23 protein-coding genes are annotated in these 26243 nt (G+C 61.7%); 8 read left to right on the top strand and 15 right to left on the bottom strand.

What is annotated here, in order from left to right; translation table 11 throughout:
• Positions 1 to 78: 78 nt before the first annotated feature.
• Positions 79 to 1320: a hypothetical protein gene (locus QRN22_RS16750; RefSeq protein WP_042553707.1), complete on the bottom strand. Its 1242-nt coding sequence runs from the start codon at positions 1318 to 1320 to the stop codon at positions 79 to 81.
• Positions 1321 to 1591: 271 nt separating this feature from the next.
• Here QRN22_RS16750 and QRN22_RS16745 point away from each other — a divergent pair, with 271 nt between their 5' ends.
• Positions 1592 to 1894, top strand: coding sequence for a hypothetical protein (locus tag QRN22_RS16745; protein WP_042553708.1), 303 nt, complete (start codon positions 1592 to 1594; stop codon positions 1892 to 1894).
• Between the two features lie 57 nt (positions 1895 to 1951).
• Here QRN22_RS16745 and QRN22_RS16740 read toward each other — a convergent pair whose 3' ends face one another.
• The 12 genes from QRN22_RS16740 to sdhC all read right to left on the bottom strand — a co-directional run bounded on the left by QRN22_RS16740 (position 1952) and on the right by sdhC (position 16313).
• Positions 1952 to 2344 carry an MAPEG family protein gene (locus QRN22_RS16740; RefSeq protein ID WP_042553709.1) on the bottom strand — a complete coding sequence of 131 codons (393 nt, stop codon included), beginning with the start codon at positions 2342 to 2344 and terminating at the stop codon, positions 1952 to 1954.
• Positions 2341 to 3075: a DUF599 domain-containing protein gene (locus tag QRN22_RS16735; protein WP_042553710.1), complete on the bottom strand. Its 735-nt coding sequence runs from the start codon at positions 3073 to 3075 to the stop codon at positions 2341 to 2343. The genes QRN22_RS16740 and QRN22_RS16735 overlap by 4 nt, the downstream gene beginning before the upstream one ends.
• A gap of 233 nt (positions 3076 to 3308) precedes the next feature.
• Positions 3309 to 4622 carry a branched-chain amino acid transport system II carrier protein gene (brnQ, locus tag QRN22_RS16730; protein WP_042553711.1) on the bottom strand — a complete coding sequence of 438 codons (1314 nt, stop codon included), beginning with the start codon at positions 4620 to 4622 and terminating at the stop codon, positions 3309 to 3311.
• A 277-nt stretch (positions 4623 to 4899) separates the two neighbouring features.
• Complete coding sequence (gene sucD, locus QRN22_RS16725; protein WP_042553712.1) at positions 4900 to 5787, bottom strand: succinate--CoA ligase subunit alpha; 888 nt, start codon at positions 5785 to 5787, stop codon at positions 4900 to 4902.
• Positions 5787 to 6953, bottom strand: coding sequence for an ADP-forming succinate--CoA ligase subunit beta (gene sucC, locus QRN22_RS16720; RefSeq protein ID WP_042553713.1), 1167 nt, complete (start codon positions 6951 to 6953; stop codon positions 5787 to 5789). The genes sucD and sucC overlap by 1 nt, the downstream gene beginning before the upstream one ends.
• A 200-nt stretch (positions 6954 to 7153) precedes the next feature.
• Positions 7154 to 8590, bottom strand: a complete 1437-nt coding sequence (gene lpdA / locus QRN22_RS16715) for a dihydrolipoyl dehydrogenase (RefSeq protein WP_042553714.1) — start codon at positions 8588 to 8590, stop codon at positions 7154 to 7156.
• A 95-nt stretch (positions 8591 to 8685) separates the two neighbouring features.
• Positions 8686 to 9915, bottom strand: a complete 1230-nt coding sequence (odhB, locus tag QRN22_RS16710; RefSeq protein WP_042553715.1) for a 2-oxoglutarate dehydrogenase complex dihydrolipoyllysine-residue succinyltransferase — start codon at positions 9913 to 9915, stop codon at positions 8686 to 8688.
• A gap of 72 nt (positions 9916 to 9987) precedes the next feature.
• Positions 9988 to 12819, bottom strand: a complete 2832-nt coding sequence (locus QRN22_RS16705; RefSeq protein WP_042553716.1) for a 2-oxoglutarate dehydrogenase E1 component — start codon at positions 12817 to 12819, stop codon at positions 9988 to 9990.
• A 250-nt stretch (positions 12820 to 13069) separates the two neighbouring features.
• Positions 13070 to 13789 (bottom strand): succinate dehydrogenase iron-sulfur subunit, encoded by a 720-nt coding sequence (locus QRN22_RS16700; protein WP_042553717.1) that lies wholly within the window; start codon positions 13787 to 13789, stop codon positions 13070 to 13072.
• An 11-nt stretch (positions 13790 to 13800) separates the two neighbouring features.
• On the bottom strand, positions 13801 to 15573 hold the full coding sequence (sdhA, locus tag QRN22_RS16695; RefSeq protein ID WP_042553718.1) for a succinate dehydrogenase flavoprotein subunit: 1773 nt from the start codon (positions 15571 to 15573) through the stop codon (positions 13801 to 13803).
• Between the two features lie 3 nt (positions 15574 to 15576).
• Positions 15577 to 15945, bottom strand: coding sequence for a succinate dehydrogenase, hydrophobic membrane anchor protein (gene sdhD / locus QRN22_RS16690; protein WP_042553719.1), 369 nt, complete (start codon positions 15943 to 15945; stop codon positions 15577 to 15579).
• Positions 15939 to 16313, bottom strand: a complete 375-nt coding sequence (sdhC, locus tag QRN22_RS16685; RefSeq protein ID WP_042553720.1) for a succinate dehydrogenase, cytochrome b556 subunit — start codon at positions 16311 to 16313, stop codon at positions 15939 to 15941. The genes sdhD and sdhC overlap by 7 nt, the downstream gene beginning before the upstream one ends.
• Positions 16314 to 16677: 364 nt before the next feature.
• On the opposite strand from sdhC, the gene gltA reads away from it, so the two are divergent.
• The 7 genes from gltA to QRN22_RS16650 all read left to right on the top strand — a co-directional run bounded on the left by gltA (position 16678) and on the right by QRN22_RS16650 (position 21514).
• On the top strand, positions 16678 to 17946 hold the full coding sequence (gene gltA / locus QRN22_RS16680) for a citrate synthase (RefSeq protein ID WP_042553721.1): 1269 nt from the start codon (positions 16678 to 16680) through the stop codon (positions 17944 to 17946).
• Positions 17947 to 18067: 121 nt separating this feature from the next.
• A complete protein-coding gene (gene tusD, locus QRN22_RS16675; RefSeq protein WP_042553722.1) occupies positions 18068 to 18460 on the top strand; it encodes a sulfurtransferase complex subunit TusD in 393 nt (130 codons plus the stop codon).
• A 1-nt stretch (position 18461) separates the two neighbouring features.
• Positions 18462 to 18815, top strand: coding sequence for a sulfurtransferase complex subunit TusC (tusC, locus tag QRN22_RS16670; protein ID WP_042553723.1), 354 nt, complete (start codon positions 18462 to 18464; stop codon positions 18813 to 18815).
• Positions 18815 to 19114, top strand: a complete 300-nt coding sequence (gene tusB, locus QRN22_RS16665; RefSeq protein ID WP_042553724.1) for a sulfurtransferase complex subunit TusB — start codon at positions 18815 to 18817, stop codon at positions 19112 to 19114. The genes tusC and tusB overlap by 1 nt, the downstream gene beginning before the upstream one ends.
• The gene (locus QRN22_RS16660) at positions 19111 to 19446 is read left to right on the top strand and encodes a TusE/DsrC/DsvC family sulfur relay protein (protein ID WP_042553725.1); all 336 of its coding nucleotides are present in this window, start codon (positions 19111 to 19113) and stop codon (positions 19444 to 19446) included. The genes tusB and QRN22_RS16660 overlap by 4 nt, the downstream gene beginning before the upstream one ends.
• On the top strand, positions 19443 to 20438 hold the full coding sequence (locus tag QRN22_RS16655; protein WP_042553726.1) for a glycosyl transferase family protein: 996 nt from the start codon (positions 19443 to 19445) through the stop codon (positions 20436 to 20438). The genes QRN22_RS16660 and QRN22_RS16655 overlap by 4 nt, the downstream gene beginning before the upstream one ends.
• A 74-nt stretch (positions 20439 to 20512) precedes the next feature.
• On the top strand, positions 20513 to 21514 hold the full coding sequence (locus QRN22_RS16650) for a glutathione S-transferase family protein (protein ID WP_042553727.1): 1002 nt from the start codon (positions 20513 to 20515) through the stop codon (positions 21512 to 21514).
• A 96-nt stretch (positions 21515 to 21610) separates the two neighbouring features.
• Here the strand turns inward: QRN22_RS16650 and QRN22_RS16645 are convergent, their stop codons facing one another.
• Complete coding sequence (locus QRN22_RS16645) at positions 21611 to 23074, bottom strand: efflux transporter outer membrane subunit (RefSeq protein ID WP_042553728.1); 1464 nt, start codon at positions 23072 to 23074, stop codon at positions 21611 to 21613.
• The gene (locus QRN22_RS16640; protein WP_042553729.1) at positions 23071 to 26172 is read right to left on the bottom strand and encodes an efflux RND transporter permease subunit; all 3102 of its coding nucleotides are present in this window, start codon (positions 26170 to 26172) and stop codon (positions 23071 to 23073) included. Before QRN22_RS16640 ends, QRN22_RS16645 begins: the two co-directional genes overlap by 4 nt.
• Between the last annotated feature and the right edge of the window lie 71 nt (positions 26173 to 26243).

Here is a 26243-nt window from a genome sequence, read left to right as displayed (position 1 = left end):
ACATTGATGGCTAAGCCGCGGTACGGCGGATGACCATCAAGTGGGGGCGGCTCGGGAAAACTTCAAGTCACCCTGGACTCACTCGTCGAGCAGTTCGACATGAACGATGTCGGCTTCGGGCATGGCAAAGCGTGCTTCGCCCGAGCCGTTGAGGCGCTGCCTGAGAATGACCTGCCCCTGCTCGAGCCCGGCGAACTGCCCCTGAATCGAGCTGCCCTTTTCGCTGAACACCCGCAACGGCTGGTTGACGTAGCGTTGCGGCTCGCTGAGCAGGCGCACCAGGGAAAAGTCCCTGCGGGGGTCCTGCACAGGTTGTGGCTGCTGCGGCGCAGCGGGCTGAGGCGGAACGGCAGCCGGCGCCGGCGGGGCTGCGGCCGGCAATTCGGCGAAGCGGTCATCGTCGACACGCCAGCCCCGCTCGGCGTGCTTGCTCAGGCTGACCGGCAAACGCTGTTCGCGGCCATCGATACGAGCGCTCACGTCGAGCATCAGGTTGCTGCCGGTCACGCCGGTAGCCGGTAGTGGCGAAAGCTGAACGTCGCGGGTGGAAAAGCGCCGCTGCAGGTGGTCGGTGAGGACGTAGGCCAGGGTGTCGCGAGAGTCGACGGTGCGATCCACCCTGCCCTCGTGATAACGCAGGCCGTTGCGAAACACCTCGACCTTGCCGCTCAGGGTGGTCTCGAACTGCGGTGGCAGAACCAGATGGAATTCACCCACCAGGCGGTTGGGTGCCTCGGGCTGCAGATCCAGATGCAGGGTATAGCCCCCCTTGAGCTGACGTGCCTCGGGCAGATCCTGATCCGGCAGCAGCCAGTTGAACTCGATTTCCGGCAACTGTCCCTGGTCCTCCGGCAACACATCGAGGCGCAGGCCATCGGCAGACAGCGGCAGACCACGAATGATCAGCTCGCGACGGGCGAAGAAGTCCTGGCCTTCACGCAGGCTGAGCACGCCGTCGATCAGTTCTCCCTCCTGAGGCACGAACGGCTCACCGTTGAGCTGGCCGTGCAGCTGGATATGCAATTCGCCTGGCGCTGGCTTCTCGGGCTTTAGCCACTCGAGCCCGATGATGGCCTCCAGGCGTTGCGGATCCTGACCTGCCATCACCGCCAGACCGACCACCAGCGGGATCATGCCCAGCGCGCAGCAGGCCAGCGCATGCCTGGCACGGCGCCAGTGGCGCACGATGAACAGCAGCGTCAGCGGGGGCAACAAGCATGCCCACCCCCATAGCAGGCTGGTGGCGAAACCACGCATTACCAGCAACACCAGGCCGACGAGTATCAGCAGCAGGCCGCCCAGGATCAACAACGCGTCCATTCAGTTTCCTTAGATCAGTTGCCAGGATCGGCATGGGATGCGATCACTTTCCAGCGCGCACCGCAGGAGTGAGCGTCACGATAATCATCGAAGCGCGCTCATTCCATCGAGAAGTCGAGAATTTTCCGATTTTGTGACAGGCCCTGAATTGGTGCTTTCAAGGGTGCACACCGTGCGTTATCGGGCATCGAGTAGAAAGGGAATGAACTTATATCCACTTTGACGCCTCGAAAAACCGTAATGGTATTTACCCATAAGGAGAAACACCCCCATGCAAAAGTCAGTCGCTTACGCCTTCATGCTCGCTGCCACGCTGGGCCTTGCGGCCTGTGACAAGCCGTCCGAAAACAAAGCGGAAGACGCTCAAGAAGCGCGTACCGAAGCTCAGGAGTCGATGAACGACGCCGCTGAGGAGAGCAACGAAGCTGCTCAGAAAGAAACTGAGGCCGCTCAGGAGCGCGCCGAAGAGCAACAGGAAGAGGCTCAGACTCCGCCAGCCACTACCGCACCTGCCGAGCCGGCAGCCCCTGCGGACCCAGCTGCACCGGCTGCGCCGACTCAGAAACAGCAATAAGCGGTCATCTTCACGTTACCCGCAGCCTGCTGCGGGTAACGCGCCCCTCCCCCCGGTTCACCGCAACGCTGGCGTGAGCATCAACAGCAGCGTGCAACCCATCCCGATCGCCCATACAAGACTGCGTTGCCAGTGCAGGTCTGCCCAGTAGAAAAGCAGATAAAGCACCCGCGCGACCACGAAGATCACCGCCAGCCAGTCCACCAGCCAGCCGCTACTCTGGGTGACGTGCGCCATCAAGACCCCGACGGCGAACAACGGAAACGCTTCGAAGCTATTCTGATGAGCGGCCAGTGCACGCGCACCGAATCCGCTAAGACGCGCCTGTTGTGCACGGGGATGATGGTTGTCGTAGCGCCCACCCTCCTCCTTCATCGCCTTGGCCAGCGGCGCCTTCGCCACGAAAATCAGCAGGGCGCTGATGAAAATGCACCAGAACGGAATACTCATTCGGTTTTCTCCTTGGCCGGCTCGAACGTCGGCGTTTGTGTATACACCATCACTTCCAGCACATCGGAATGGAATTCGCGTCGGTACAGCACCACCACCACACCGGCGGTGACCATCATGAAGAACCAGGGGTTGATGAACCAGGCCAGCGTCGCCATGCCGAAATAGTAGGCGCGCAGCCCATAGTTGAACTGGTTGGCCGCCATCGAGATGACCCGCGCGGTGCGCTCACCGAACGCCTTGCGCTCCTGCTCGGTGACGTGCCGCTCACCAATCATCGGCGCAGAGCCCACCAGTACCGCGGCGAAGTTGTATTGGCGCATGCACCAACTGAAGGTGAAGAAGGCATAGACGAAGACCACGCCCAGGCACAACAGCTTGGCTTCCGACATGCCACGGCTGGCGACCTGCACGAATGGCAGGTCGGCCAACAGCGATACCGCACGATCCGAGGCGCCGAGCACGGTGAGGATACCGGCAAGAATGATCAGCGTACTGGAGGCGAAGAACGAGGCATTGCGCTCGAGGTTGCCGATCACGTTGGCGTCGGCGATGCGGTTGTCGCGCAACAGCATGCGCCGCATCCAGTCCTCGCGATACAGGTGCAGAACGCTGGCCAGACAGGGTGTGGTGCGACCTTTCGCCTGGGCGTAACGGGTGTAGCCGCCCCAACAGATGACGAACCAGAGAACGGCCAGGACGTGCGGCAGATATTCTTCGCTGATGGGCATGCAAGCTCCTTGTAAGGCTGGAGCGATTATAGCCAGGCGAGATAAGAAAAAGCCGCTCATTGCAGGCTGTGTGAAAACGTAGCGAGCGAAGGTCAGGCAAGGCAAAAACCGGCGAAAAAGCGCAGTTTACGAGTTGTAAATGAGCATTTTTAGCCGGTTTTTAACGCCGCATGAGCGAGCGCAGTAGTTTTCACACAGTTTGATACGAGCGGCTTTCGATCAACCGGATATGCTCAGGCCAGCACTTCCTGCGGCTTGCCACGCAACCAGTCGTAACCACTGGCGATGGCCAGCATGATGGCCGCCGGCAACAGCCAGGCAAGACCCTGCTCGGCCAGTGGCAGGCTGACCAGCCATTGCGGCAAACCGCCATCCAGGCCAGCGGTCTTCAGGCCATCGACGATGCCGAACAGCGTTGCCACCAGCATCACCGGTCCGACCACGCGACCAGCCGAATTCCATAGCCCCCAGCAGAAGCTCAGAGCGATCAGGACGATGCATGGCGGGTAGATGGCGGTGAGGACCGGCACGGATATCTGGATCAGTTTGGTCAGACCCAGGTTGGATACCAGCAGCGAGAACGCGGCTAGGATCACCACCAGACTGCGATAGGACAGCGGTACCAGACGGCTGAAGTACTCCGCACAGGCGCAGGTCAGGCCAACCGCCGTGACCAGGCAGGCCAGCGAGATCAGCACGGCCAGGAAGCCGCTGCCCAGTGCCCCGAAAGTGTGCTGAACGTAGGCATGCAACACCGCAGCGCCATTGGTGGCGCCGGCCGCGATGGAATGGCTGCCCGCACCGAGGCGGAACAGGCTGATGTAAACCACGGCCAGGCCGACCCCGGCGATCAGCCCGGCGATGATGGCGTAACGGGTGATCAATTGTGGCGACTCGACCCCACGGGAGCGGATGGCATTGACGATGACGATGCCGAAGACCAGCGCCCCCAGGGTATCCATGGTCAGGTAACCATTGATGAAGCCCTGGGAGAATGGCGCCGCCTCATAGACGGCGGTTGCCGGCCCCACTTCACCGGGTGTCAGTACGAAGGCCGTACCGCCAAGAATCAGCAGCGCGAGGATCTTCATCGGGCCGAGCACGCGCCCGACGGTGTCCAGCAGTCGCCCCGGATACAGGGAGACGCCCAGTACGATCACGAAATACACCAGGCTGTAGATGAACAGCGCCAGCGGGCTATCGCCGGTCAACGGCGCCAGGCCCACTTCGAAGGACACCGTGGCGGTACGCGGGGTGGCGAACAGGGGGCCGACCGCCAGGTAGCAGACCGTACCCAGCAGCACACCGGCGGCTTTGCCGATCGGGCTGCTCAGCGCGTCCATGGCGCCACCGACCTTGGCCAGAGCGACCAGGGTGATCACCGGCAGACCGACCGCTGTGATCAGAAAGCCAAGCGCGGCCAGCCATACATGGGGGCCTGCCTGCATGCCGACGATGGGTGGAAAAATGATGTTGCCGGCCCCGACGAACAGGGCAAAAGTCATGAACCCCAGGGCGAGAACGTCCTGGCTTTTCAGGGAAGTCATTTGAAGAAATACCACATCGCTAAATCGGAGTTGAGAGAGGGAATCCCGATGGATAGTGGGAAACGTCGTTCGCTCTCGTGGCGCGAACCTTGGTTGCAGGCTCGCCTCGGGTAGAGACCAAACCTATTAGTTGCAAGGCTAACGATTTTGCCGCAACCGCCCTACCCGTGCCACCCCACCTGACCATTGGCTGTAAGCGGCTGTCGCCTGAACAACTTTTTCGGGACAAAAAAGAAGGCCACCCGAGGGTGGCCTTCTTTCGATCAGATCAGATGGCTTACGCCTTCTTCACTTCCCAACCGGTCAGCTCGGCCAGGGCCTTGCCGATGTCAGCCAGGGAACGCACGGTTTTCACGCCAGCGTCCTGCAGTGCAGCGAACTTCTCGTCTGCAGTGCCTTTGCCGCCGGAAATGATGGCGCCAGCATGGCCCATACGCTTGCCGGGAGGAGCGGTCACACCAGCGATGTAGGAAACTACAGGCTTGGTGACGTTGGCCTTGATGTAGGCAGCCGCTTCTTCTTCAGCCGAACCGCCGATCTCGCCGATCATGACGATCGCTTCGGTCTTCGGGTCTTCCTGGAACAGCTTCAGGATGTCGATGAAGTTGGAGCCCGGGATCGGGTCACCACCGATGCCCACGCAAGTGGACTGGCCGAAGCCGGCGTCGGTGGTCTGCTTGACGGCTTCATAGGTCAGGGTGCCGGAACGCGACACGATGCCTACTTTGCCTGGCAGGTGGATGTGACCCGGCATGATGCCGATCTTGCACTCGCCCGGAGTGATCACGCCTGGGCAGTTAGGACCGATCAGGGTAACGCCCAGCTCGTCGCAGGTGACCTTGGCATCCAGCATGTCCAGGGTAGGAATGCCTTCGGTGATGCAGACGATCAGCTTGATGCCGCCGAAAGCAGCTTCCAGGATCGAGTCCTTGCAGAAAGGAGCTGGAACGTAGATGACCGAAGCGTCAGCGCCGGTAGCTTCTACAGCTTCTTTCACAGTGTTGAACACTGGCAGGTTCAGGTGGGTAGTACCGCCTTTGCCTGGGGTCACGCCGCCAACCATCTTGGTGCCGTAGGCGATGGCTTGTTCGGAGTGGAAGGTACCTTGCGAACCAGTGAAACCCTGGCAGATAACCTTGGTGTCTTTATTGATCAGGACGCTCATTACTTGCCCTCCGCAGCTTTGACGACTTGCTGAGCAGCGTCGGTCAGGCTGGTTGCCGCGATGATGTTCAGGCCGCTTTCGGCCAGGACTTTGGCACCCAGTTCAGCGTTGTTGCCTTCCAGACGGACGACAACCGGAACCTTGACGCCGACTTCCTTCACTGCACCGATGATGCCTTCGGCAATCATGTCGCAACGAACGATACCGCCGAAGATGTTCACCAGAACGGCAGCTACGTTGCTGTCGGACAGGATGATCTTGAAGGCTTCGGTCACGCGCTCTTTGGTTGCGCCGCCACCTACGTCGAGGAAGTTGGCTGGCTTGCCGCCGTGCAGGTTGACGATGTCCATGGTACCCATGGCCAGACCGGCACCATTGACCATGCAGCCGATGTTGCCTTCGAGCGCAACGTAGTTCAGTTCGAACTTGGCGGCATGAGCTTCACGGGCGTCGTCTTGCGACGGGTCGTGGAAGGTCTTCAGCTTCGGCTGACGGTACATGGCGTTAGCGTCGATGTTGATCTTCGCGTCCAGGCAGTGCAGGTCGCCGTCGGCCTTGATGACCAGCGGGTTCACTTCCAGCAGAGCCAGATCGTGATCCTTGAACAGCTTGGCCAGACCTACGAAGATCTTGGCGAACTGAGCGACTTGCTTGCCTTCCAGGCCCAGCTGGAATGCCAGCTCGCGACCCTGGAACGGCTGAGCGCCGACCAGCGGATCGATAGTGGCCTTGAGGATCTTCTCAGGCGTTTCGTGAGCGATCTTCTCGATGTCCACGCCACCTTCGGTGGAAGCCATGAACACGATGCGACGGCTGGAGCGGTCGACTACAGCGCCCAGGTACAGCTCCTTGGCGATGTCGGTGCAGGACTCGACCAGGATCTTGGTGACAGGCTGACCATTGGCGTCAGTCTGATAGGTCACCAGACGCTTGCCCAGCCAGTTGGCGGCGAAAGCCTTGGCGTCTTCCTTGCTCTTGACCAGTTTCACACCACCCGCTTTACCGCGGCCACCAGCGTGTACCTGAGCCTTGACGACCCACTCGGTACCACCGATTTTTTCGCAGGCTTCTGCTGCTGCTTCCGGGGTGTCTACGGCGAAGCCCTTGGATACGGGCAGGCCGTATTCAGCGAACAGCTGCTTACCCTGATACTCGTGAAGATTCATGCTTGTCTACCGTTTTCGTTTAGGTATTGCGCATCGGTGCTGCACTTGCGTGCCGCACCACCTGTGACCGCCTCTAGGCAGTCAGGTGCACATTCCGCGCATGGGCCTGAGCCCTGCGCGGGCAATGCACCTTGGTTCTGCTTCGCGAAAAACCGTCCGTACGGTGGCGACCCTTGAGCCGCTACCGGACAGACGATTTCTTAGCGTTTCTTGCGGTTGGCGATGTGAATCGCGCCACCGTTTACTGCGAGCGCTGCTTCGTGCAGAGCTTCGGACAGGGTCGGGTGCGAGAAGACCATCATGCCCAGGTCTTCAGCGCTGGTACCGAACTCCATGCCGATAGCGCCTTGCTGCACCAGCTCTGCTGCGCTTGGGCCGATCACGTGTACACCCAGTACGCGGTCGGTATTGGCGTCGGCGATCACCTTGACGAAACCGCCGGTGTCGTTGGCTGCCATGGCACGGCCGCTGGCGGCGAACGGGAAGGTGCCGACGTTGACGGCAACGCCTTCACTCTTCAGTTGCTGCTCGGTTTTACCAACCCACGCAATTTCCGGGTGGGTGTAGATGACCGATGGGATCAGGTCATAGTTCATCTGCGCCTTGTGGCCGGCGATACGCTCGGCAACCATCACGCCCTCTTCCGAGGCCTTGTGAGCCAGCATCATGCCGCGCACCACGTCGCCGATGGCGTAAACGCCCGGAACGCTGGTGGCGCACTGGTCATCGACGAAGATGTAGCCACGCTCGTCAAGGTCCACGCCGCTGTCCGAAGCCAGCAGATCGGTGGTGACCGGACGACGGCCAACGGCAACGATCAGCTTGTCGAAAACGATCTTCTGCTCGCCTTCGGAATCGGTGTAGTTGACGGTGACTTGCTTCTTCTTGACTTCGGAACCGGTCACGCGAGCGCCCAGTTTGATCTGCAGGCCCTGCTTGGTGAGGGTCTTCAGCGCTTCCTTGGCGACCGCTTCGTCAGCAGCAGGCAGGAACTTGTCCAGCGCTTCGAGTACGGTCACTTCGGCGCCCAGACGGGCCCAGACCGAACCCAGCTCCAGACCGATGACACCAGCGCCGATGACGCCCAGTTTCTTCGGTACGGACTGGAATTCCAGTGCGCCGGTGGAGTCGACGATGACGTCCTGGTCGACCGGAGCCGGCGGAATGTCGATCGGGCGCGAGCCGGATGCCAGGATCACGTTCTCGGCTTCGACGACGGAGGTCTTGCCGTCCTTGTCGGTGACTTCCACTTTCTTGCCAGCCAGCAGTTTGCCGTGGCCTTCCAGCAGGGTTACGCCGTTAGCCTTGAACAGGCCGGCAACGCCGCCAGTCAGGTTCTTGATGATGGTGTTCTTGCGACCGACCATGGCCGGCACGTCAATGCTCAGGCCCTTGGTGCTGATGCCGTGAGCGGCGAAGCCGTCATGGGCTTCATGGTACTTCCAGGAGCTGTCCAGCAGCGCCTTGGACGGAATGCAACCGACGTTCAGGCAGGTACCACCGAGGGCGATCTTGCCGTCCTTGTCCTGGTACTTCTCGATGCACGCGGTTTTCAGGCCGAGTTGTGCAGCCTTGATGGCGGCAACATAGCCGCCAGGGCCGGCACCGATGACTACCACGTCGAATTTCTGGCTCATAAAAGATTCCTTTTCAGCGTCAAGCTTCAAGCCTCAAGCTACAAAACGGAGCGCTCCTACTCGAAGCGTGGCGCTTGCAGCTCGAGGCTGGTGTATTAGATGTCCAGCAGCAGACGAGCTGGGTCTTCCAGCAGGTTCTTGATGGTCACCAGGAAAGTCACGGCTTCTTTACCGTCGATCAGGCGGTGATCGTAAGACAGTGCCAGGTACATCATCGGGCGAATGACCACTTGGCCGTTCACCGCAACCGGGCGCTGGATGATGTTGTGCATGCCCAGAATCGCGGCCTGCGGCGGGTTGACGATCGGCGTCGACATCATCGAACCGAAAGTACCACCGTTGGTGATGGTGAAGGTGCCGCCAGTCATCTCTTCGATGGACAGCTTGCCGTCACGGGCTTTCTTGCCGTAGGCGGCGATGCCCGCTTCGATATCGGCCAGGCCCATCGACTCGGCGTTGCGCAGCACCGGTACGACCAGACCACGGTCGCTGGAAACGGCTACGCCGATATCCTGATAACCATGGTAAACGATGTCGTTGCCATCGATCGAAGCGTTGACCGCCGGCAGACGCTTCAGCGCTTCGGTGGCAGCCTTGACGAAGAAGGACATGAAGCCCAGGCGCGTGCCGTTGTGAGCTTTCTCGAACTGGTCCTTGTAGCGCGAGCGCAGCGCCATGATCTCGGACATGTCGACTTCGTTGAACGTGGTCAGCATGGCCATGTTCGACTGAGCTTCGACCAGACGACGAGCGACGGTGGCACGTACGCGGGTCATCGGCACGCGCTTCTCGGTGCGATCGCCAGCAGCAGCGACGACCGGAGCTGCAGCAGCGGCGGGCTTGGCAGCAGGAGCAGCAGCCGGAGCGTTTTTCTTGGCTTCGACAGCGGCAACCACGTCTTCCTTGGTCACACGGCCACCCTTGCCAGAACCGCTGATGCTGTTCGGGTCGATGCCGTTTTCTTCAGCCAGCTTGCGCGCGGCAGGCGACAGGATCTGGTCGTCGCCAGCGGCTGCGGCGGCAGGGGCTGCGGCCTGAGCCGGGGCTGCAGCGGCTTGCGCCGGAGCGGCGGCCGGCGCGGCTGCGCCACCTTCGGTCAGTTTGCCCAGTACTTCGTTGCTCAGTACGGTGTCGCCTTCGTTCTTGACGATTTCAGCGATGACACCATCGGCCTCGGCCAGTACTTCGATCACTACCTTGTCGGTTTCGATGTCGACGATCAGCTCATCGCGCTTGACCGCTTCGCCCGGCTTCTTGTGCCAGGTCGCTACGGTGCCGTCGGCGACCGATTCGGGAAATGTAGGGGCTTTGATCTCGATAGCCATTGTGTTCTGTTCCTTAAATTCGGTTTGTTCGAGGAGGTAGCCCCCAATTGAGCTACCTCCTTCGCGATGGCATTAAACGGTGAAGGCATCCTGCAGCAGTTTTTCCTGCTGCTCGGCGTGCATCGAAGCGTAACCACAAGCAGGCGCAGCCGAGGCATCACGACCAGCATACTCGAGCACCAGCGCCTTCTTGTGCGCCGAAGCAGCACGACGCATATGGTGCTGGCTGCAATACCAGGCGCCCTGATTCATCGGTTCTTCCTGACACCAGACGATGTGCTTGAGGTTCTTGTACGGAGCGAGAACTTCGGCCAGGTCGTCTTCCGGGAACGGATAGAGCTGCTCGAGACGCACGATGGCGATATCTTCGCGGCCTTCGGCACGGCGCTTCTCCAGCAGGTCGTAGTAGACCTTGCCGCTGCACAGCACCAGACGCTCGACCTTTTTCGGATCGATTGCGTCGATTTCCGGGATGACGGTCTGGAACGAGCCTTCGGCCAGATCTTCCAGCGTCGACACGGCCAGCTTGTGGCGCAGCAGCGACTTCGGCGTCAGCACCACCAGCGGCTTGCGCAGCGGACGGATGACCTGACGACGCAGCAGATGGTAGATCTGCGCCGGCGTGGTCGGAACGGCAACCTGGATGTTGTGCTCGGCGCACAGTTGCAGGTAACGCTCCAGACGTGCCGAGGAGTGCTCCGGCCCCTGCCCTTCATAACCGTGTGGCAGCAGCATGGTCAGACCGCACAGACGGCCCCACTTGGTTTCGCCACTGGAAATGAACTGGTCGAACACCACCTGAGCACCGTTGGCGAAATCGCCGAACTGAGCTTCCCAGATCACCAGCGCATTCGGCGTGGTGGTGGCGTAGCCGTATTCGAATGCCAGTACCGCTTCTTCCGACAGGAAGGAGTCGTACAGATCGAAACGCGGCTGACCTTCATACAGGTTCTGCAGCGGAAGGTAGGCACTGCCGTCCTTCTGGTTGTGCAGTTGCGCGTGGCGGTGCGAGAACGTGCCACGGCCCACGTCCTGACCGGTGATGCGGATCGGATGACCCTCGACCAGCAGGGTCGCGTAGGCCATGGTTTCCGCATAGCCCCAGTTCAGCGGCAAGCCGCCTGCGCCCATCTTCTGGCGATCTTCATAGATCTTGCCGACCTGACGCTGAACGACGAAGCCGTCCGGGGTTTCCAGCAGTTTGCCGGACAGGTCCTGCAGGGTTTTCAGATCGAAACGGGTGTCGTGACGCGCGGTCCAGGCATGACCCAGGTATGGACGCCAATCGACGAACAGTTCCTTGTTCGGCTCCTTGACCAGGCTCTTGACCACGTGCTGACCGTTGTCCAGTGCCGTGCGGTACTCGTCGACCGGCGCTTGCACGGCCTCTGCCGACAGGCGACCTGCATTGGTCAGCGCTTCGGCATACAGCTCGCGGGTGGTGCGCTGCTTGGCGATCTGCTGATACATCAGCGGCTGGGTACCACTTGGCTCGTCGGCCTCGTTGTGACCACGACGGCGGTAGCAGACCAGGTCGATGACCACGTCACGCTTGTACTGCATGCGGTAGTCGACAGCCAATTGGGTGACGAACAACACGGCTTCCGGATCATCGCCATTCACATGGAAGATCGGCGCCTGGATCATCTTGGCAACGTCGGTGGAGTACTCGGTGGAGCGCGCATCGTCAGCACGGTTGGTGGTGAAGCCAACCTGGTTGTTGATCACGATGTGGATGGTGCCGCCCGTCTTGTAAGCACGGGTCTGCGACATCTGGAAGGTTTCCATGACCACGCCCTGACCGGCGAATGCCGCGTCACCGTGGAGGGAAATCGGCAGAACCTTGTCGCCCGCCACATCATTGCGACGATCCTGACGAGCACGTACCGAACCTTCGACCACCGGGGAAACGATTTCCAGGTGAGACGGGTTGAACGCGAGCGCCAAGTGCACTTCGCCACCCTGCGTCATCACGTTCGAGGAGAAACCCTGGTGATATTTGACGTCACCGGAGCTCAGGCCCTCGACCTTCTTGCCTTCGAACTCGTCGAACAGGTCGCGCGGGTTCTTGCCGAAGGTGTTGACCAGAACGTTCAGACGGCCACGGTGGGCCATGCCGATGACGATTTCCTTGGTGCCATAGGAACCGCTGCGCTGGATGATTTCATCGAGCAACGGGATCAGGCTCTCGCCGCCTTCCAGACCGAAGCGCTTGGTGCCCGGGTATTTGGTACCCAGGTATTTTTCCAGACCTTCAGCGGCAGTCAGGCGCTCGAGCAGGTGGCTTTGTGCCTCTGCGGATATCTGAGGGCGGCCACGCACGCTTTCCAGACGCTGTTGGAACCAGCTGCGTTGCTCGGAATCGGTGATGTGGGTGAACTCGGAGCCGATGGTGCGACAATATGTCTGCTGCAAAGCATCGCGGATTTCCCGCAAAGTAGCTTCTTCTTTGCCGATTGCCAGACCACCCGTGCGGAAGGTGGTGTCCAGATCCGCGTCGGTAAGGCTGTAATGGCTGATCGACAGATCAGCAGGAACAGAACGCTGCCACAGCCCAAGCGGATCGAGCTGAGCCGCCTGGTGGCCACGCATGCGGAATGCCTGAATCAACCGCAACACTTCGACCTGCTTCTTCTCGTGTTCACTGCTCACGGTCCCGGCTGATGCCGGCTGAGCGCGACGCTGGTTTTTGGCCAGCAACACGAAATGATCACGAATCGTCGAGTGCGATACGTCATTGGCGGTACTGCCTTCGGACGGCAACTTATCGAAATAAGTGCGCCATTCTTCCGGCACGGCGTTGGGATCGTGCAGGTAGAGCTCATAGAGCTCTTCCACGTAGGCAGCGTTACCACCGGATAGGTGGGCACTGTCCCACATGCGCTGCATCACGCTTTCTTGCATGCTTGGTCACCCTCGGTAAGGGGACACCACCGGCGAGGACACCGACTGGCTTTCGAAGTCATGTAACAGCGACTTCGACAAAGCCACCAAGAATCCCGCAGATAGTCCGGGCACCAGCCCGGATGCCCCTGCTGGTCGTCATATTTTTCGTGTAAGGACATCGGCGGCTAGGCCGATGCCCTGGCTATACTGCTACACCGACATGAAGTCGGTGCGGCAGGCGTTGCGGGTCAAGCTAAAGAACTGTGAATCAGGTACCGCTCTGCAGCAGCATGTTGCGAACGTGACCGATTGCCTTGGTTGGGTTCAACCCTTTGGGGCATACGTTCACGCAGTTCATGATGCCGCGGCAGCGGAACACACTGAATGGATCATCCAAAGACGCCAATCGTTCCGCGGTCTTGGTATCACGGCTGTCAGCCAGGAAGCGATAGGCTTGCAACAGCGCGGCCGGGCCCAGGAATTTGTCCGGGTTCCACCAGAACGACGGGCAGCTGGTCGAACAGCAAGCGCACAGAATGCACTCGTACAGGCCGTCCAGCTTCTCGCGCTCTTCCGGCGTCTGCAGGCGCTCGATAGCGGGCGCCGGGGTATCGTTCTGCAGGAACGGCTGCACCTTCTCGTACTGCTTGTAGAAGATGCTCATATCGACGACCAGGTCACGAATGACCGGCAGCCCGGGCAGCGGGCGGATCACCAGCTTGTTGCCCTTGACCACGGTGGAGATCGGCGTGACGCAGGCCAGGCCGTTCTTGCCGCTGATGTTCATGCCGTCGGAACCGCAGACGCCTTCACGGCAGGAGCGACGGTAGGAGAAGCCTTCGTCCTGCTCCTTGATCAGGGCCAGCACGTCCAGCACCATCAGGTCCTTGCCGTCGATCTCGACGTCGAATTCCTGCATGAAGGGCGCTTTGTCCGCTTCCGGGTTGTAGCGATAAACGCTGACTTTCAAGCTTTTGCCAAGAGACATGGTAGCCACCCTTAATAAGTACGAACTTTGGGTTCAAACGCCGGGACCGTCTTCGGCGAGAAGTTGACGTCACGCTTGGTCACGCGCTTCTCACCCGGGAAGTACAGGCTGTGGCACAACCAGTTGGTATCGTCACGATCCTCGTAGTCTTCACGGGCGTGGGCGCCGCGGGACTCGGTACGGGTATCGGCTGCGATAGCAGTGGCTTCGGCGACTTCCAGCAGGTTCTGCAGCTCCAGCGCTTCGATGCGCGCCGTGTTGAAAGCCTGGCTCTTGTCGGAGATCTTGACGTTGGCGATGCGCTCGCGCAGATCGGCCAGCTGAGTGATGCCCTTCTTCATGTATTCGCCGGTACGGAATACGCCGAAGTAGTTCTGCATGCACTGTTGCAGCTCTTTGCGCAGCGGTGCGACGTCTTCGCCGGTGCTACGCTCGTTGACGCCGGACAGACGCTTGAGCGACTGCTCGATGTCGGTCTCGCTGGCGCCACGGACTTCCACGCCTTCTTTCAACGCTTTTTCCAGGTGCAGGCCAGCGGCGCGGCCGAATACCACCAGGTCGAGCAGCGAGTTGCCACCCAGACGGTTGGCACCGTGCACCGAGACGCAAGCCACTTCGCCCACGGCGAACAGACCGTCGATGATGCGATCGACGCCATTGGCGTCCTGGGTGATGGCCTGACCATGGATGTTGGTGGCAACGCCGCCCATCATGTAGTGGCAGGTCGGAATGACCGGAACAGGCGCGACGACCGGGTCGACGTGAGCGAAGGTCTTGGACAGCTCGCAGATGCCGGGCAGACGGCTGTGCAGCACTTCCTCACCGAGGTGATCGAGCTTCAGCAGTACGTGATCCTTGTCAGGGCCACAGCCGTTGCCGGCGATGACTTCCTTGACCATGGAGCGGGCCACTACGTCACGACCTGCAAGGTCCTTGGCGTTGGGCGCATAGCGCTCCATGAAACGCTCGCCGTGGGCGTTGATCAGGTAACCACCTTCACCGCGGCAGCCTTCGGTGACCAGTACACCGGCGCCGGCGATGCCGGTCGGGTGGAACTGCCACATTTCGATGTCCTGCACCGGCACGCCAGCACGCAGCGCCATGCCCACACCGTCACCGGTGTTGATCAGCGCGTTGGTGGTGGACGCGTAGATACGGCCAGCGCCGCCAGTGGCCAGAACCACGGCCTTGGAACGGATGTAGACGGTTTCACCGGTTTCGATGCAGATGGCGATGACGCCAACGACGGCGCCGTCCTGGTTCTTGACCAGATCCACTGCGTACCACTCGTTGAGGAACGAGGTACCGGCTTTCAGGTTGGCCTGGTACAGGGTGTGCAGCAACGCGTGACCGGTACGGTCGGCAGCGGCGCAGGTACGGGCCGCCTGAGTCGGGTTGTCCGGGCCTTTGGACTGGCCGCCGAACGGACGCTGATAGATGCGGCCCTGCTCGGTACGGGAGAACGGCAGGCCCATGTGCTCGAGCTCGAACACGGCTTCCGGACCAACGGAACACATGTATTCGATCGCGTCCTGGTCACCGATGTAGTCGGAGCCCTTGACGGTGTCGTACATATGCCAGCGCCAGTCGTCGTTCGGATCGTTCGACGCGATGGCACAGGTGATGCCACCCTGAGCGGATACGGTGTGGGAACGGGTCGGGAAAACCTTGGTTACCACTGCGGTCTTGTGGCCGCCCTGCGCCAGCTGCAGCGCAGCGCGCATACCGGCACCGCCACCACCAACGATGATGGCGTCATAGGAAAGAGTACGGATGCTAGTCATGAATCAGAAACCCCAAAGAATCTGCACGCCCCAGACGAAGAACACGAACATGGCGATGCCACACGTGGCCTGGAACAGAAAACGCACAACGGTGGCCCACTTGCCCAGCGCGGTCTGCGTCAGGTAGTCGGTGGAGATCGTCCACATGCCGACCCAGGCGTGGATGCCCAGCGCGACGAGGGTCAGCAAGCTGAAGATGCGCATTGCGTTATTGGAGAACAGACCATGCCATTCGGCGTAGCCCATGCCTGGATTCAGGACGATGTAGCCCAGCAGAAACAGGACGTAAGCCGCGAGAACGACCGCAGAAACGCGTTGTGCCATCCAGTCATAGAGGCCCGAACGCGAGAAATTCGTGACATTAGTTACCATATCCACACCCCCAGCAGCACGATCAGGATCGCCGATACGACGAGTACGATTTTGGAACCCAGCTTGCCGCCTTCCAGCGTCTCACCGACTCCAGCATCCATGATCAAGTGGCGCACACCGGCCACCAGGTGGTACAGCAGAGCGGACAGAAGTCCCCAGATCACGAACTTGGCCAGCGGGCTGGTCAAGCATTCTTTCACCTGGGCGAAGCCCTCTTCCGATGACAGCGATTTGTCGAGCCCGAACAGCAGCACGGCAATGCCGAGGAAAAGGATCACGCCGGATATACGGTGAAGAATGGACGTGTAAGCAGTGACTGGGAGTTTTATCGTCCGAAGGTCTAAGTTTACAGGTCGTTGGCTATTCACGGCTTTATTATCACACTGAGAGCCCCAGCTATCAGGGCTGAGTTGTCGGGAAGCGCACTGGTCAGGTACCCATCACCCAAGAAGTGACAACTACCAGAATCCGGGCTGTAAGGCCCTTGGCAGTCGGGCGCAGAGTATAGACAGTTAGGTCGCTAATGACAACGCGGACACCTCGACCTTCTACCGATTGCGTCAAGCCCGAAAATGGCGTAAAAGGCCGCGCCCTTTTGTCGCAGGTAGCGCACTCAAACCCTTCTATTGCCTGGGTTTTCGCAAATTGACTTTCAGATTCATAACACTATAGTGATGCGGGCCCTGCGTGGGGGGCCGACTGATGATTCCAAGCATAACTAGGAGGCCAAACATGGCTGACAAAAAAGCGCAGTTGATCATCGAGGGCGCAGCCCCCGTCGAGCTGCCCGTTTTATCCGGCACCGTTGGCCCTGATGTGATCGACGTGCGAAGCCTGACCGCCACGGGCAATTTCACTTTCGACCCCGGTTTCATGTCGACCGCTTCCTGCGAGTCGAAGATCACCTACATTGATGGTGACAAGGGCATCCTGCTGCACCGCGGCTACCCGATCGAGCAACTTGCCGAGAAAGCCGACTACCTGGATACCTGCTACCTGCTGCTCAATGGTGAACTGCCAGACGAAGAGCAGAAAGCCGCCTTCGTCAGCACCATCAAGAACCACACCATGGTTCACGAACAGCTGAAGACCTTCTTCAACGGTTTCCGCCGTGACGCCCACCCGATGGCCGTCATGTGTGGCGTGGTTGGCGCCCTCTCCGCCTTCTATCACGACTCCCTGGACATCAAGAACCCGCAGCACCGCGATATTTCCGCGATGCGCCTGGTCGCCAAGATGCCGACCATCGCCGCCATGGTGTACAAGTACTCCAAGGGCGAACCGATGATGTACCCGCGCAACGACCTGAGCTACGCGGAAAACTTCCTGCACATGATGTTCAACACGCCGTGCGAGACCAAGCCGATCAGCCCGGTGCTGGCCAAGGCGATGGACCGGATCTTCATCCTCCACGCCGACCACGAGCAGAACGCCTCCACCTCCACCGTTCGCCTTGCCGGCTCCTCGGGTGCCAACCCGTTCGCCTGTATCGCGGCCGGTATCGCTGCGCTCTGGGGCCCGGCCCACGGTGGCGCCAACGAAGCGGTTCTGGCGATGCTGGACGAAATCGGTGACGTATCGAACATCGACAAGTTCATCGCCAAGGCCAAGGACAAGGACGATCCGTTCAAGCTCATGGGCTTCGGGCACCGCGTCTACAAGAACTTCGACCCACGCGCCCAGGTCATGAAGCAGACCTGCGATGAAGTACTGGCCGAGCTGGGCATCAATGACCCGCAGCTGGAACTGGCGATGAAGCTCGACGAAATCGCCCGTAACGATCCTTACTTCAAGGAACGTAACCTGTACCCGAACGTCGACTTCTACTCGGGCATCATCCTCAAGGCCATCGGCATTCCGACCAGCATGTTCACCGTGATCTTCGCTCTGGCGCGCACCGTCGGCTGGATCTCGCACTGGAAAGAAATGCTCTCCAGCCCGTACAAGATTGGCCGTCCACGCCAGCTGTACACCGGCCCGACCAAGCGCGATATCAAGTAATCCGCTCGAGCCGAGCAGGCTGTGACAAGAAAGCCCATATCTGCGGATATGGGCTTTTTCATTTCTGTTCCCAAGCACTCAGGCCTTATCATGGCGCCCTGTTTCCGCAACCGGGCCGCTCATGAAATTCGCCATTGCCCTGTTTTCGCCACCTACGGCTCCCTCCTCCCGCCGCGCCCTGCGTTTCGCCGAAGCGGCACTGCAAGGCGGCCACGAGATCGTGCGCCTGTTCTTCTACGCCGAGGGCGTGCACAGCGCCTCGGGTAACGTCGTCAGTCCTCAGGATGAAATCGATGTCGCTCGCCAGTGGCGTGCGTTCATCGCCGAGCGGCAACTCGACGGCGTGGTGTGCATCGCCGCCGCCCTGCGCCGTGGCGTGCTCGACGAGCAGGAGGCGCGCCGCTACGAACGCCAGGCCGCCAATCTGCCAGCGCCTTGGGTGCTCTCCGGCCTTGGCCAGCTGCATGAGGCAGCGCAACAGGCCGACCGACTGATCTGCTTCGGAGGCGACTGACATGAACCGCTCATTGCTGATCATCAGCCGCAAGGCGCCCTGGCAGGGCCCCGGCGCCCGTGAAGCGCTGGATATCGCCCTGGCTGGTGGTGCCTTCGATCTGCCCATCGGCCTGCTGTTTCTCGATGATGGCGTGCTGCAGCTGGCTCACCGGCAGCAGTCCCAGGCCCTGCAGCAGAAGGACCTAACCGCCAACCTGCAGGCCCTGCCGATGTTCGGTGTCGAAGCGCTGTACGCTTGCAGTCACAGCCTGCAACAACGTGGCCTGCGTGAAACCTCGCTGGAGGTCGAACGCCTGGACAGCGCCGGACTGCGTGACCTCATCGACCGATACGACCAAGTGATCACCCTCTGATGACGACCCTGCACGTACTATCCAGTTCTCCCTACAGCGATGACCGCCTGGGCAGTTGCCTGCGCCTGCTGGGCAACGGCGACGGCCTGCTGCTCTGTGGCGATGCCACCTATGCCAGCCAGCCCGGCACGCTGCACGCGCAGTCGCTGAGCGCCCTGGGCGCGGGGATTGCCCTGTTCGCACTGCAAGAAGACATACAGGCCCGCGGCCTGCAGCCTGCCGATGACCTGCAGCAAATCGACTATCCAGGCTTCGTTGCCCTCGCCGCGCGCTTCGACAAGGTCAATAGCTGGCTATGAGCGCCCTGATCGTCAATGACCGCGCCATCGAACTGGACAAGGATGGCTATCTGCTCGATCTTCAGGACTGGTCCAACGACGTGGCCGCCGCCCTGGCCGAGCGTGAAGCCCTGCCACTAAGCGACGAGCACTGGGAAATTCTCGTGCTGCTGCGCGCCTTCCACGCTGAATTCCAGCTGTCGCCGGCCAATCGCCCGCTGATCAAGTACGTTGCCCTCAAACTGGGCCCGGACAAAGGCAACAGCCTGCACCTCAATCGCCTGTTCAATGGCACTCCTGCCAAACTCGCCGCCAAGCTGGCGGGCCTGCCCAAGCCCACGAATTGCCTATGAACCTGATTACCCCAGCCGAACACCCTTTCGCCCTCTTCGTGCGCATTCTCGGCAAGGGCAAGCGCGGCGCGCGCAACCTGACCCGCGAAGAAGCCCGCGAGGCCATGGGCATGATTCTCGACGACCAGGTCGAAGACACCCAGCTTGGCGCCTTTCTCATGCTTCTGCGCCACAAGGAGGAAAGTGCCGAGGAGATGGCCGGTTTCACCGAAGCGGTACGTGCGCGCCTGCCTGCACCGGCTATCGCCGTCGACTTCGACTGGCCCACCTACGCGGGCAAGAAACGCCACCTGCCCTGGTTCCTGCTGGCTGCCAAGGCTCTGGCCAACAGCGGCCTGCGCATCTTCATGCACGGCGGCGGCGCGCACACCGCCGGGCGCCTGTACAGCGAGCAACTGCTCGGCGAGCTGGCCATACCGCTGTGCAAGGACTGGAACCAGGTCGCGCGAAGTCTGGACGAGCAGAACCTGGCGTTCATGCCTCTGGGCAATTGGATGCCGGCACTGCAGCGCATGATCGACCTGCGCAACGTGCTCGGCCTGCGCTCGCCTATCCACTCCCTGGCTCGCATTCTCAATCCACTGGCGGCACGCTGCGGTCTGCAGAGCATCTTCCATCCGGGCTATCAGGCGGTGCACCGTGAGGCCAGCCAATTGCTGGGTGATCGCGCCATCGTGGTCAAGGGCGATGGCGGCGAAATCGAGCTCAACCCGGACGCCATCTGCCACCTGTACGGCACCGAGGGCGGGGTCAACTGGGACGAGGACTGGCCGATGCTTTCCGAGCGCCGGCATGTCAAACCCGAGCGCCTGGACCCGGCCCACCTGCAAGCCGTATGGCAGGGAGAAGCGGACGATGCCTACGGTCAACTGGCGATCATCGCCACCATGGCCCTGGCCCTACGTGGGCTGGGCCTGCAGCGCGAGGCGGCCTTCGCGGAGGCGGAAGAACGCTGGCAAGCGCGCCACCTATCGAGCCAGCCGATTCGTTGAACCCGGTTTTTACGGCCTGTGTCCATAGCTGACTGGGTAGACTCCAGGCATCGAACGACACGGGAGTAAACGACATGGGCTTGCTGATCGAAGGCCAATGGCACGACCAATGGTACGACACCGGTGCCGGTGGCCGCTTCAAGCGCGAGAACGCTCAGCGGCGCAACTGGATCACCGCCGACGGCGCGCCCGGCCCCACGGGCGAAGGTGGCTTCGCGGCAGAAGCCGGCCGCTACCACCTGTATGTGTCGCTGGCCTGCCCATGGGCCCATCGCACCCTGATTCTGCGTACCCTCAAGGGCCTCGACGCGCTGATCGAGGTGTCGGTGGTGAGCTGGCTGATGCGCGAGAATGGCTGGACCTTCGACCCCGAGCACGGCTCCAGCGGTGACGCTCTGGATGATTTCGCCTTTTTGCATCAACGCTATACCCGGGACGACCCCGAGTACACCGGGCGGGTCACCGTGCCGCTGTTGTGGGACAAACAGCAGCAACGCATCGTCAGCAACGAGTCGGCGGAGATCATCCGCATGTTCAACTCGGCATTCGATGGGCTGACCGGCAACCATCTGGACTTCTACCCGCAAGCCTTGCGCGCCGATATCGACGCGCTCAATGCGCGCATCTACCCGAGCGTCAACAACGGCGTTTACCTTGCCGGTTTCGCCACCACCCAGGCGGCATACGAAGAAGCCTTCGACGAGCTGTTCCGCGAGTTGTCGGTGCTGGAGACCCGTCTTGGGCAGTCCCGCTACCTGACGGGCGAGCACCTGACCGAGGCCGACTGGCGGCTGTTCACCACCCTGGTGCGTTTCGATGCCGTGTACCACGGCCACTTCAAGTGCAACCTGCGGCGTATCGTCGACTACCCGAACCTCAGCAACTGGCTGCGCGAGCTGTACCAGTGGCCAGGCGTGGCGGCGACCGTGGACATGTGGCACATCCAGCACCATTACTACGCGAGCCACCAGACCATCAACCCCACCGGTGTCGTACCCAAGGGGCCGGCGCTGGACTTCGACGCGCCGCACGACCGAGCGCGCCTGCCGGGCAAGGGCGTATATCGCCACGGGTAATGGTCCAGTAGCCCGGGTCGAGCGCAGCGACACCCGGGATCGACTCACCTGGGGTCCCGGGTTACGCCTGCGGCCAACCCGGGCTACGGATCACGCTTACTCGCCGTCTTCTTCGCGCAACTGCTGATCCCAGCCACCGCCCAGCGCAGCGATCAGCTGCACGCTGGCGGTCAGGCGGCTGCCGAGCAGCGTCAGGCTGTTGCGCTCGTTGCTCAGCGCCGTGGCCTGCACGTTGACCACGCTGTTGTAGTCCACGGTGCCGGCGCGATACTGGTTTTCGATCAGGCGCAGGGATTCGCGTGCGGCATCCAGCGCTTGCGACTGCACCTCGGCCTCGCGGCCCAGTACACGCTGCTGCACCAGGTAATCCTCGACCTCGCGGAAGCTGTCGAGCACGGCTTGGCGATATTGCGCGACGGTCTGGTCGTAAGCGGCCTCGACCCGCTCACTCTCGGCGCTGCGCCGGCCGCCGTCGAACAGCGTCAGGGCCAGCTGCGGCCCCACCGACCAGAAGCGATTGGGCAGGTTGACCCAGTCGGCAAAGCTGCTGCCACGGTAACCACCGCTTGCGGACAGCGTGAGGTCCGGGAACCAGGCGGCCTTGGCTACGCCAATCTCGGCATTCGCGGCGATCACCCGTCGTTCGGCGGCGGCCACGTCAGGCCGACGTTCGAGCATCTGCGACGGCACGCTCGCCGGCACCTGCGGCAAGGTCGGCAGGCTTTCACGGCGGGCGATGCTCACCTCACTGGGCGGCACGCCGATCAGCACGGCAATGGCATGCTCGAGCTGCGCGCGCTGCCATTGCAGGTCGATGGCCTGGGCCTCGGTGCTGCGCAGTTGGGTCAGCGCCTGGGCGACGTCGGAGCGCGGCACGATGCCGGCGCGGTACTGGTTTTCGGTGAGACGCAGCGAACGCTGGTAGGCCGCCACCGTGGCGTCCAGCAAGCGTTGCTGCTCATCCAGTACACGCAATTGCAGGTAGCTCTGCACCAGCTCGGATTGCAGGCTCAGGCGCATCGCAGCGAGGTCCGCGGCGCTGGCTTCGAACGCCGCACGATTGGATTCCAGGCCACGACGCAGTTTGCCCCACACATCCAGCTCCCAGCTGGCGTTGAGGCTCAGGTCGTAGTTCTTCGAAATGCTCGCCGAGTTGGAGCCGCCGATGGCAATGCCATCGGAGGTGCGCAGCGTGCTGTCACCACCGCCCTGCCCGGCACGGGTCATGCCGGCACTGGTGGACAGGGTCGGAAAGAAGGCTGCACGACCGCTGCGCAGCAACGCCCGGGCCTGGCGGTACTGGGCCTCGGAGGCGGCCAGATTCTGGTTGGAAACGTTCAGCCGGCCGACCAGCGCATTCAGCTCGCCATCGCCATACAACTCCCACCAGGTACCGCGCTCGAGCGCGTCGGCAGGCACCGCGGCCTTCCAGCCTTCGGCCTGCTTGAACTGCGCCGGGGTGCTGATTTCCGGACGCTGATAATCCGGCCCGATGGCGCAGCCGGCCAGGGCGACGCTGAGCGCCAGCAGGCCAAGGGTACGGCGGGTTGCATGAGTCATAGAGGCGTTTCCAAAGCGGCATCGGTACGCACGCCACGCCAACGGTTGACCCGGTGGCGCAGGCGATCGAGATAGAGATAGACCACCGGAGTGGTGTAAAGCGTGAGGATCTGGCTGAGGATCAGGCCACCGACGATGGTGATGCCCAGCGGCTGGCGCATTTCCGAACCCTCGGCGCTGCCGAACATCAGTGGCAAGGCGCCGAGCAAGGCCGCCAAGGTGGTCATCATGATCGGTCGGAAGCGCAGCAGGCAGGCACGACGGATCGAGTCGGCCGGGCTGAGGTGCTCGTTACGCTCCAGCTGCAGCGCCAGGTCGACCATCAGAATGGCGTTCTTCTTCACCACCCCGATCAGCAGGAACAGCCCCAGCAGCGAGATCAGGCTGAACTCGGTATTGAGCAGCTGCAGAGCGAGCAAGGCACCCACGCCCGCCGACGGCAACGTCGAGAGGATGGTCAGCGGGTGCACGTAACTCTCGTAGAGGATACCGAGCACGATGTACACCACGACCAGTGACATCAGGATCATCCAGGGCTGATTCTTCTGCGTCTGCTGGAAAGCGCCACCGGTGCCGCCCAGCACACCCTGCACCTCGCTGGGCAGGCTGATGAGCGCCACGGCACGATCGATGGCGGTGGTTGCCTGGTCGAGGCTGACCCCCTCCGCCAGGGAGAAGCCGATGTTTTCCACCGCGAACTGGCCCTGATGGCTGACGCGGTCGTCTTCGAGGCTGCGTTCCCAGTGCGCGATGGCCGACAGTGGCACCCGCGCGCCGTCCGCGGTGATCAGCTGGATCTGCGCCAGGGCCTCGGGGCTCTGGGCATAGCGTGGGTTGATCTCCATGACCACGCTGTACTGGTTGAGGCTGTCGTAGATGGTGGAGATCTGCCGCTGGCTGAACGCGTTGTTGAGCACGCCGGTCACCAGACTCATGTCGATGCCCAGGCGTTTGGCCTCGTCACGGTCGACCACCAGACGGATCTGCGGCGCCCCCCCGTCTTCGCTGGCATCGATGTCGGTCAGTTCCGGCAGGGCTCGCAGTGCCTCGCGCACCTTCGGCAACCACTCGCGCAGCGCATCGAGATCGCCGGACATCAGCATGTACTCGTTCTCGGAACTACGCCCCTGGCGCCCGCCGACCTGCAAATCCTGGTCGGGCATGAGGAACATGCGCCCACCCGGAATCTTCGGCGCATTCTTGCGCAAACGATCGATCACCTGCTGGGCGGACAGGTCGCGTTCGTTCATGGGTTTGAGGCGCACGATCATGATCGCGTTGTTGATACCACTGCTGCCGCCGATGAAACCAGCCACGCTCTCAACGGCCGGGTCCGCCAGGATCGAGCGACGATAGGCTTCCATCTTCGGCTGCATGACCTGGAACGACAGGCCGTTGTCGCCCCGAATGAAGCCCATCAACTGGCCGGTATCCTGTTGGGGCATGAAGGTCTTGGGAACGATGACGAACAGGAAGACATTCAGCGCTATGGTCGCGAACAGGCTGATCAGCATCAGCAGGGAATGACGCAACGCCCAGTCCAGGCTGCGCTCGTAGCCGCGCATTATGCGCGCCCCCAAGGCCTGCAGGCGCCCTGCCCGGTGCCCCTGCCGCTCGGGTTCTGGCCTCAGCCAGCGCGCGCAGAGCATCGGCGTGAGGGTCAGCGACACCAGCAGGGAAATGACGATGGCCACCGCCAGGGTAATGGAGAACTCGCGAAACAGCCGCTCGACCAGCCCGCCCATGAACAGGATCGACAGGAATACCGCCACCAGCGAGACGTTCATCGACAACAGCGTGAAACCCACCTCGCGAGATCCCTTGAAGGCCGCGGCCATGGGGGTTTCACCCGCTTCGATGTGCCGGGAAATGTTCTCCAGCACGACGATGGCATCGTCCACCACCAGGCCGGTGGCGATGATCAGCGCCATCAGCGACAGGTTGTTCAGCGAGAACCCCAGCAGGTACATCGCCGCGAACGAGCCGACCAGCGAGACCGGCACTGCCAGCGCGGGAATCAGCGCCGACCGCCAGCGCCCGAGAAAGGCGAAGACCACCAGAATGACCAGCGCCACAGCGATCAGCAGGGTGTGTTCGGCTTCCTTGAGGGTGGCACGGATCACCGGCGAGCGATCCATCGCCACTTCCAGGTTGGCGCTGGCTGGAATCACCCCCCGCAATTCAGGCAGCAGGGCACGGATACCGGCGACCGTTTCGATGATGTTCGCCCCGCTCTGCCGGTTCACCACCACCAGAACGGCCTGTTTATCGTTGTAGAAGCCGCTGTTGTAACGGTCCTGCACGCCATCGGTGACCTGGGCGACATCACCCAGACGGATCGCCGCACCGTCCTGGTAGCGGATGATCATCGGCTCGTAGTCGGCGGCGCGTTCCAATTGGTCATTGGCCTGCACCTGCCAGTGGCGCAGCTCGTCCTCCACGGCACCCTTGGGTCGCTTGGCATTGCCGGCAGCGATGGTCGCACGCACGTCGTCCAGCGCCACACCGTACTGATCCAGCAAGCGTGGCTCCAGCGCCACCCGCACGGCAGGCAGCGAGCTGCCGCCGATCTGCACCTCACCGACACCGCTGATCTGCGACAGCTTCTGGCCGACGATGGTCGAGGCGACGTCGTACAACTGGCCCTTGTCGAGCACCGTGGAGGTCAGCGACAACACCATGATCGGTGCCTGGGAGGGATTGATCTTGCGGTAGGTGGGCATGCTGCGCATGCCGCTGGGCAGCAGCTCCCGTGAGGCATTGATGGCGGCCTGCACCTCCCGCGCCGCGGCGTTGATATCGCGATCCAGATCGAACTCGATCATGATTCGCGTACTGCCCTGGCTGCTGTTGCTGTTCATCTGGCTGACGCCGGCGATGGCGCCCAGCGAGCGCTCCAGTGGTGTGGCCACCGTGGCCGCCATAACCTGGGGGCTGGCACCGGGCAGGCTGGCCTGCACGGTGATCACCGGGAAGTCCATGTTCGGCAGCGGCGCCACCGGCAGCAGGCCGAAGCTGACACCGCCCAGCAGCATGATGGCCAGGCTCAGCAGCAGGGTCGCTACCGGCCGCCGAATGAAGGGTGCGGACAGATTCATAGCGGCCAGCCACTCGCTTGAAGCGGCCAGTGAGCAGCAAAAGCCAGGCAACGACCCGCCTTCAACCTGTG

The organism is Pseudomonas sp. MEJ086, assembly GCF_030209025.1.
In the GTDB taxonomy this organism is placed as follows: Bacteria; Pseudomonadota; Gammaproteobacteria; order Pseudomonadales; family Pseudomonadaceae; genus Aquipseudomonas; species Aquipseudomonas fulva_A.
The sequence above is the reverse complement of the archived record's forward strand: the minus strand, read 5'-3'. Positions and strand labels throughout refer to the sequence as shown.

Coding starts and splice junctions, on each gene's coding strand:
- QRN22_RS16750 (WP_042553707.1), bottom strand. CDS start 1,320: ATGGACGCGTTGTTGATCCTGGGCGGCCTGCTGCTGATACTCGTCGGC.
- QRN22_RS16745 (WP_042553708.1), top strand. CDS start 1,592: ATGCAAAAGTCAGTCGCTTACGCCTTCATGCTCGCTGCCACGCTGGGC.
- QRN22_RS16740 (WP_042553709.1), bottom strand. CDS start 2,344: ATGAGTATTCCGTTCTGGTGCATTTTCATCAGCGCCCTGCTGATTTTC.
- QRN22_RS16735 (WP_042553710.1), bottom strand. CDS start 3,075: ATGCCCATCAGCGAAGAATATCTGCCGCACGTCCTGGCCGTTCTCTGG.
- brnQ (WP_042553711.1), bottom strand. CDS start 4,622: ATGACTTCCCTGAAAAGCCAGGACGTTCTCGCCCTGGGGTTCATGACT.
- sucD (WP_042553712.1), bottom strand. CDS start 5,787: ATGAGCGTCCTGATCAATAAAGACACCAAGGTTATCTGCCAGGGTTTC.
- sucC (WP_042553713.1), bottom strand. CDS start 6,953: ATGAATCTTCACGAGTATCAGGGTAAGCAGCTGTTCGCTGAATACGGC.
- lpdA (WP_042553714.1), bottom strand. CDS start 8,590: ATGAGCCAGAAATTCGACGTGGTAGTCATCGGTGCCGGCCCTGGCGGC.
- odhB (WP_042553715.1), bottom strand. CDS start 9,915: ATGGCTATCGAGATCAAAGCCCCTACATTTCCCGAATCGGTCGCCGAC.
- QRN22_RS16705 (WP_042553716.1), bottom strand. CDS start 12,819: ATGCAAGAAAGCGTGATGCAGCGCATGTGGGACAGTGCCCACCTATCC.
- QRN22_RS16700 (WP_042553717.1), bottom strand. CDS start 13,789: ATGTCTCTTGGCAAAAGCTTGAAAGTCAGCGTTTATCGCTACAACCCG.
- sdhA (WP_042553718.1), bottom strand. CDS start 15,573: ATGACTAGCATCCGTACTCTTTCCTATGACGCCATCATCGTTGGTGGT.
- sdhD (WP_042553719.1), bottom strand. CDS start 15,945: ATGGTAACTAATGTCACGAATTTCTCGCGTTCGGGCCTCTATGACTGG.
- gltA (WP_042553721.1), top strand. CDS start 16,678: ATGGCTGACAAAAAAGCGCAGTTGATCATCGAGGGCGCAGCCCCCGTC.
- tusD (WP_042553722.1), top strand. CDS start 18,068: ATGAAATTCGCCATTGCCCTGTTTTCGCCACCTACGGCTCCCTCCTCC.
- tusC (WP_042553723.1), top strand. CDS start 18,462: ATGAACCGCTCATTGCTGATCATCAGCCGCAAGGCGCCCTGGCAGGGC.
- tusB (WP_042553724.1), top strand. CDS start 18,815: ATGACGACCCTGCACGTACTATCCAGTTCTCCCTACAGCGATGACCGC.
- QRN22_RS16660 (WP_042553725.1), top strand. CDS start 19,111: ATGAGCGCCCTGATCGTCAATGACCGCGCCATCGAACTGGACAAGGAT.
- QRN22_RS16655 (WP_042553726.1), top strand. CDS start 19,443: ATGAACCTGATTACCCCAGCCGAACACCCTTTCGCCCTCTTCGTGCGC.
- QRN22_RS16650 (WP_042553727.1), top strand. CDS start 20,513: ATGGGCTTGCTGATCGAAGGCCAATGGCACGACCAATGGTACGACACC.
- QRN22_RS16645 (WP_042553728.1), bottom strand. CDS start 23,074: ATGACTCATGCAACCCGCCGTACCCTTGGCCTGCTGGCGCTCAGCGTC.
- QRN22_RS16640 (WP_042553729.1), bottom strand. CDS start 26,172: ATGAATCTGTCCGCACCCTTCATTCGGCGGCCGGTAGCGACCCTGCTG.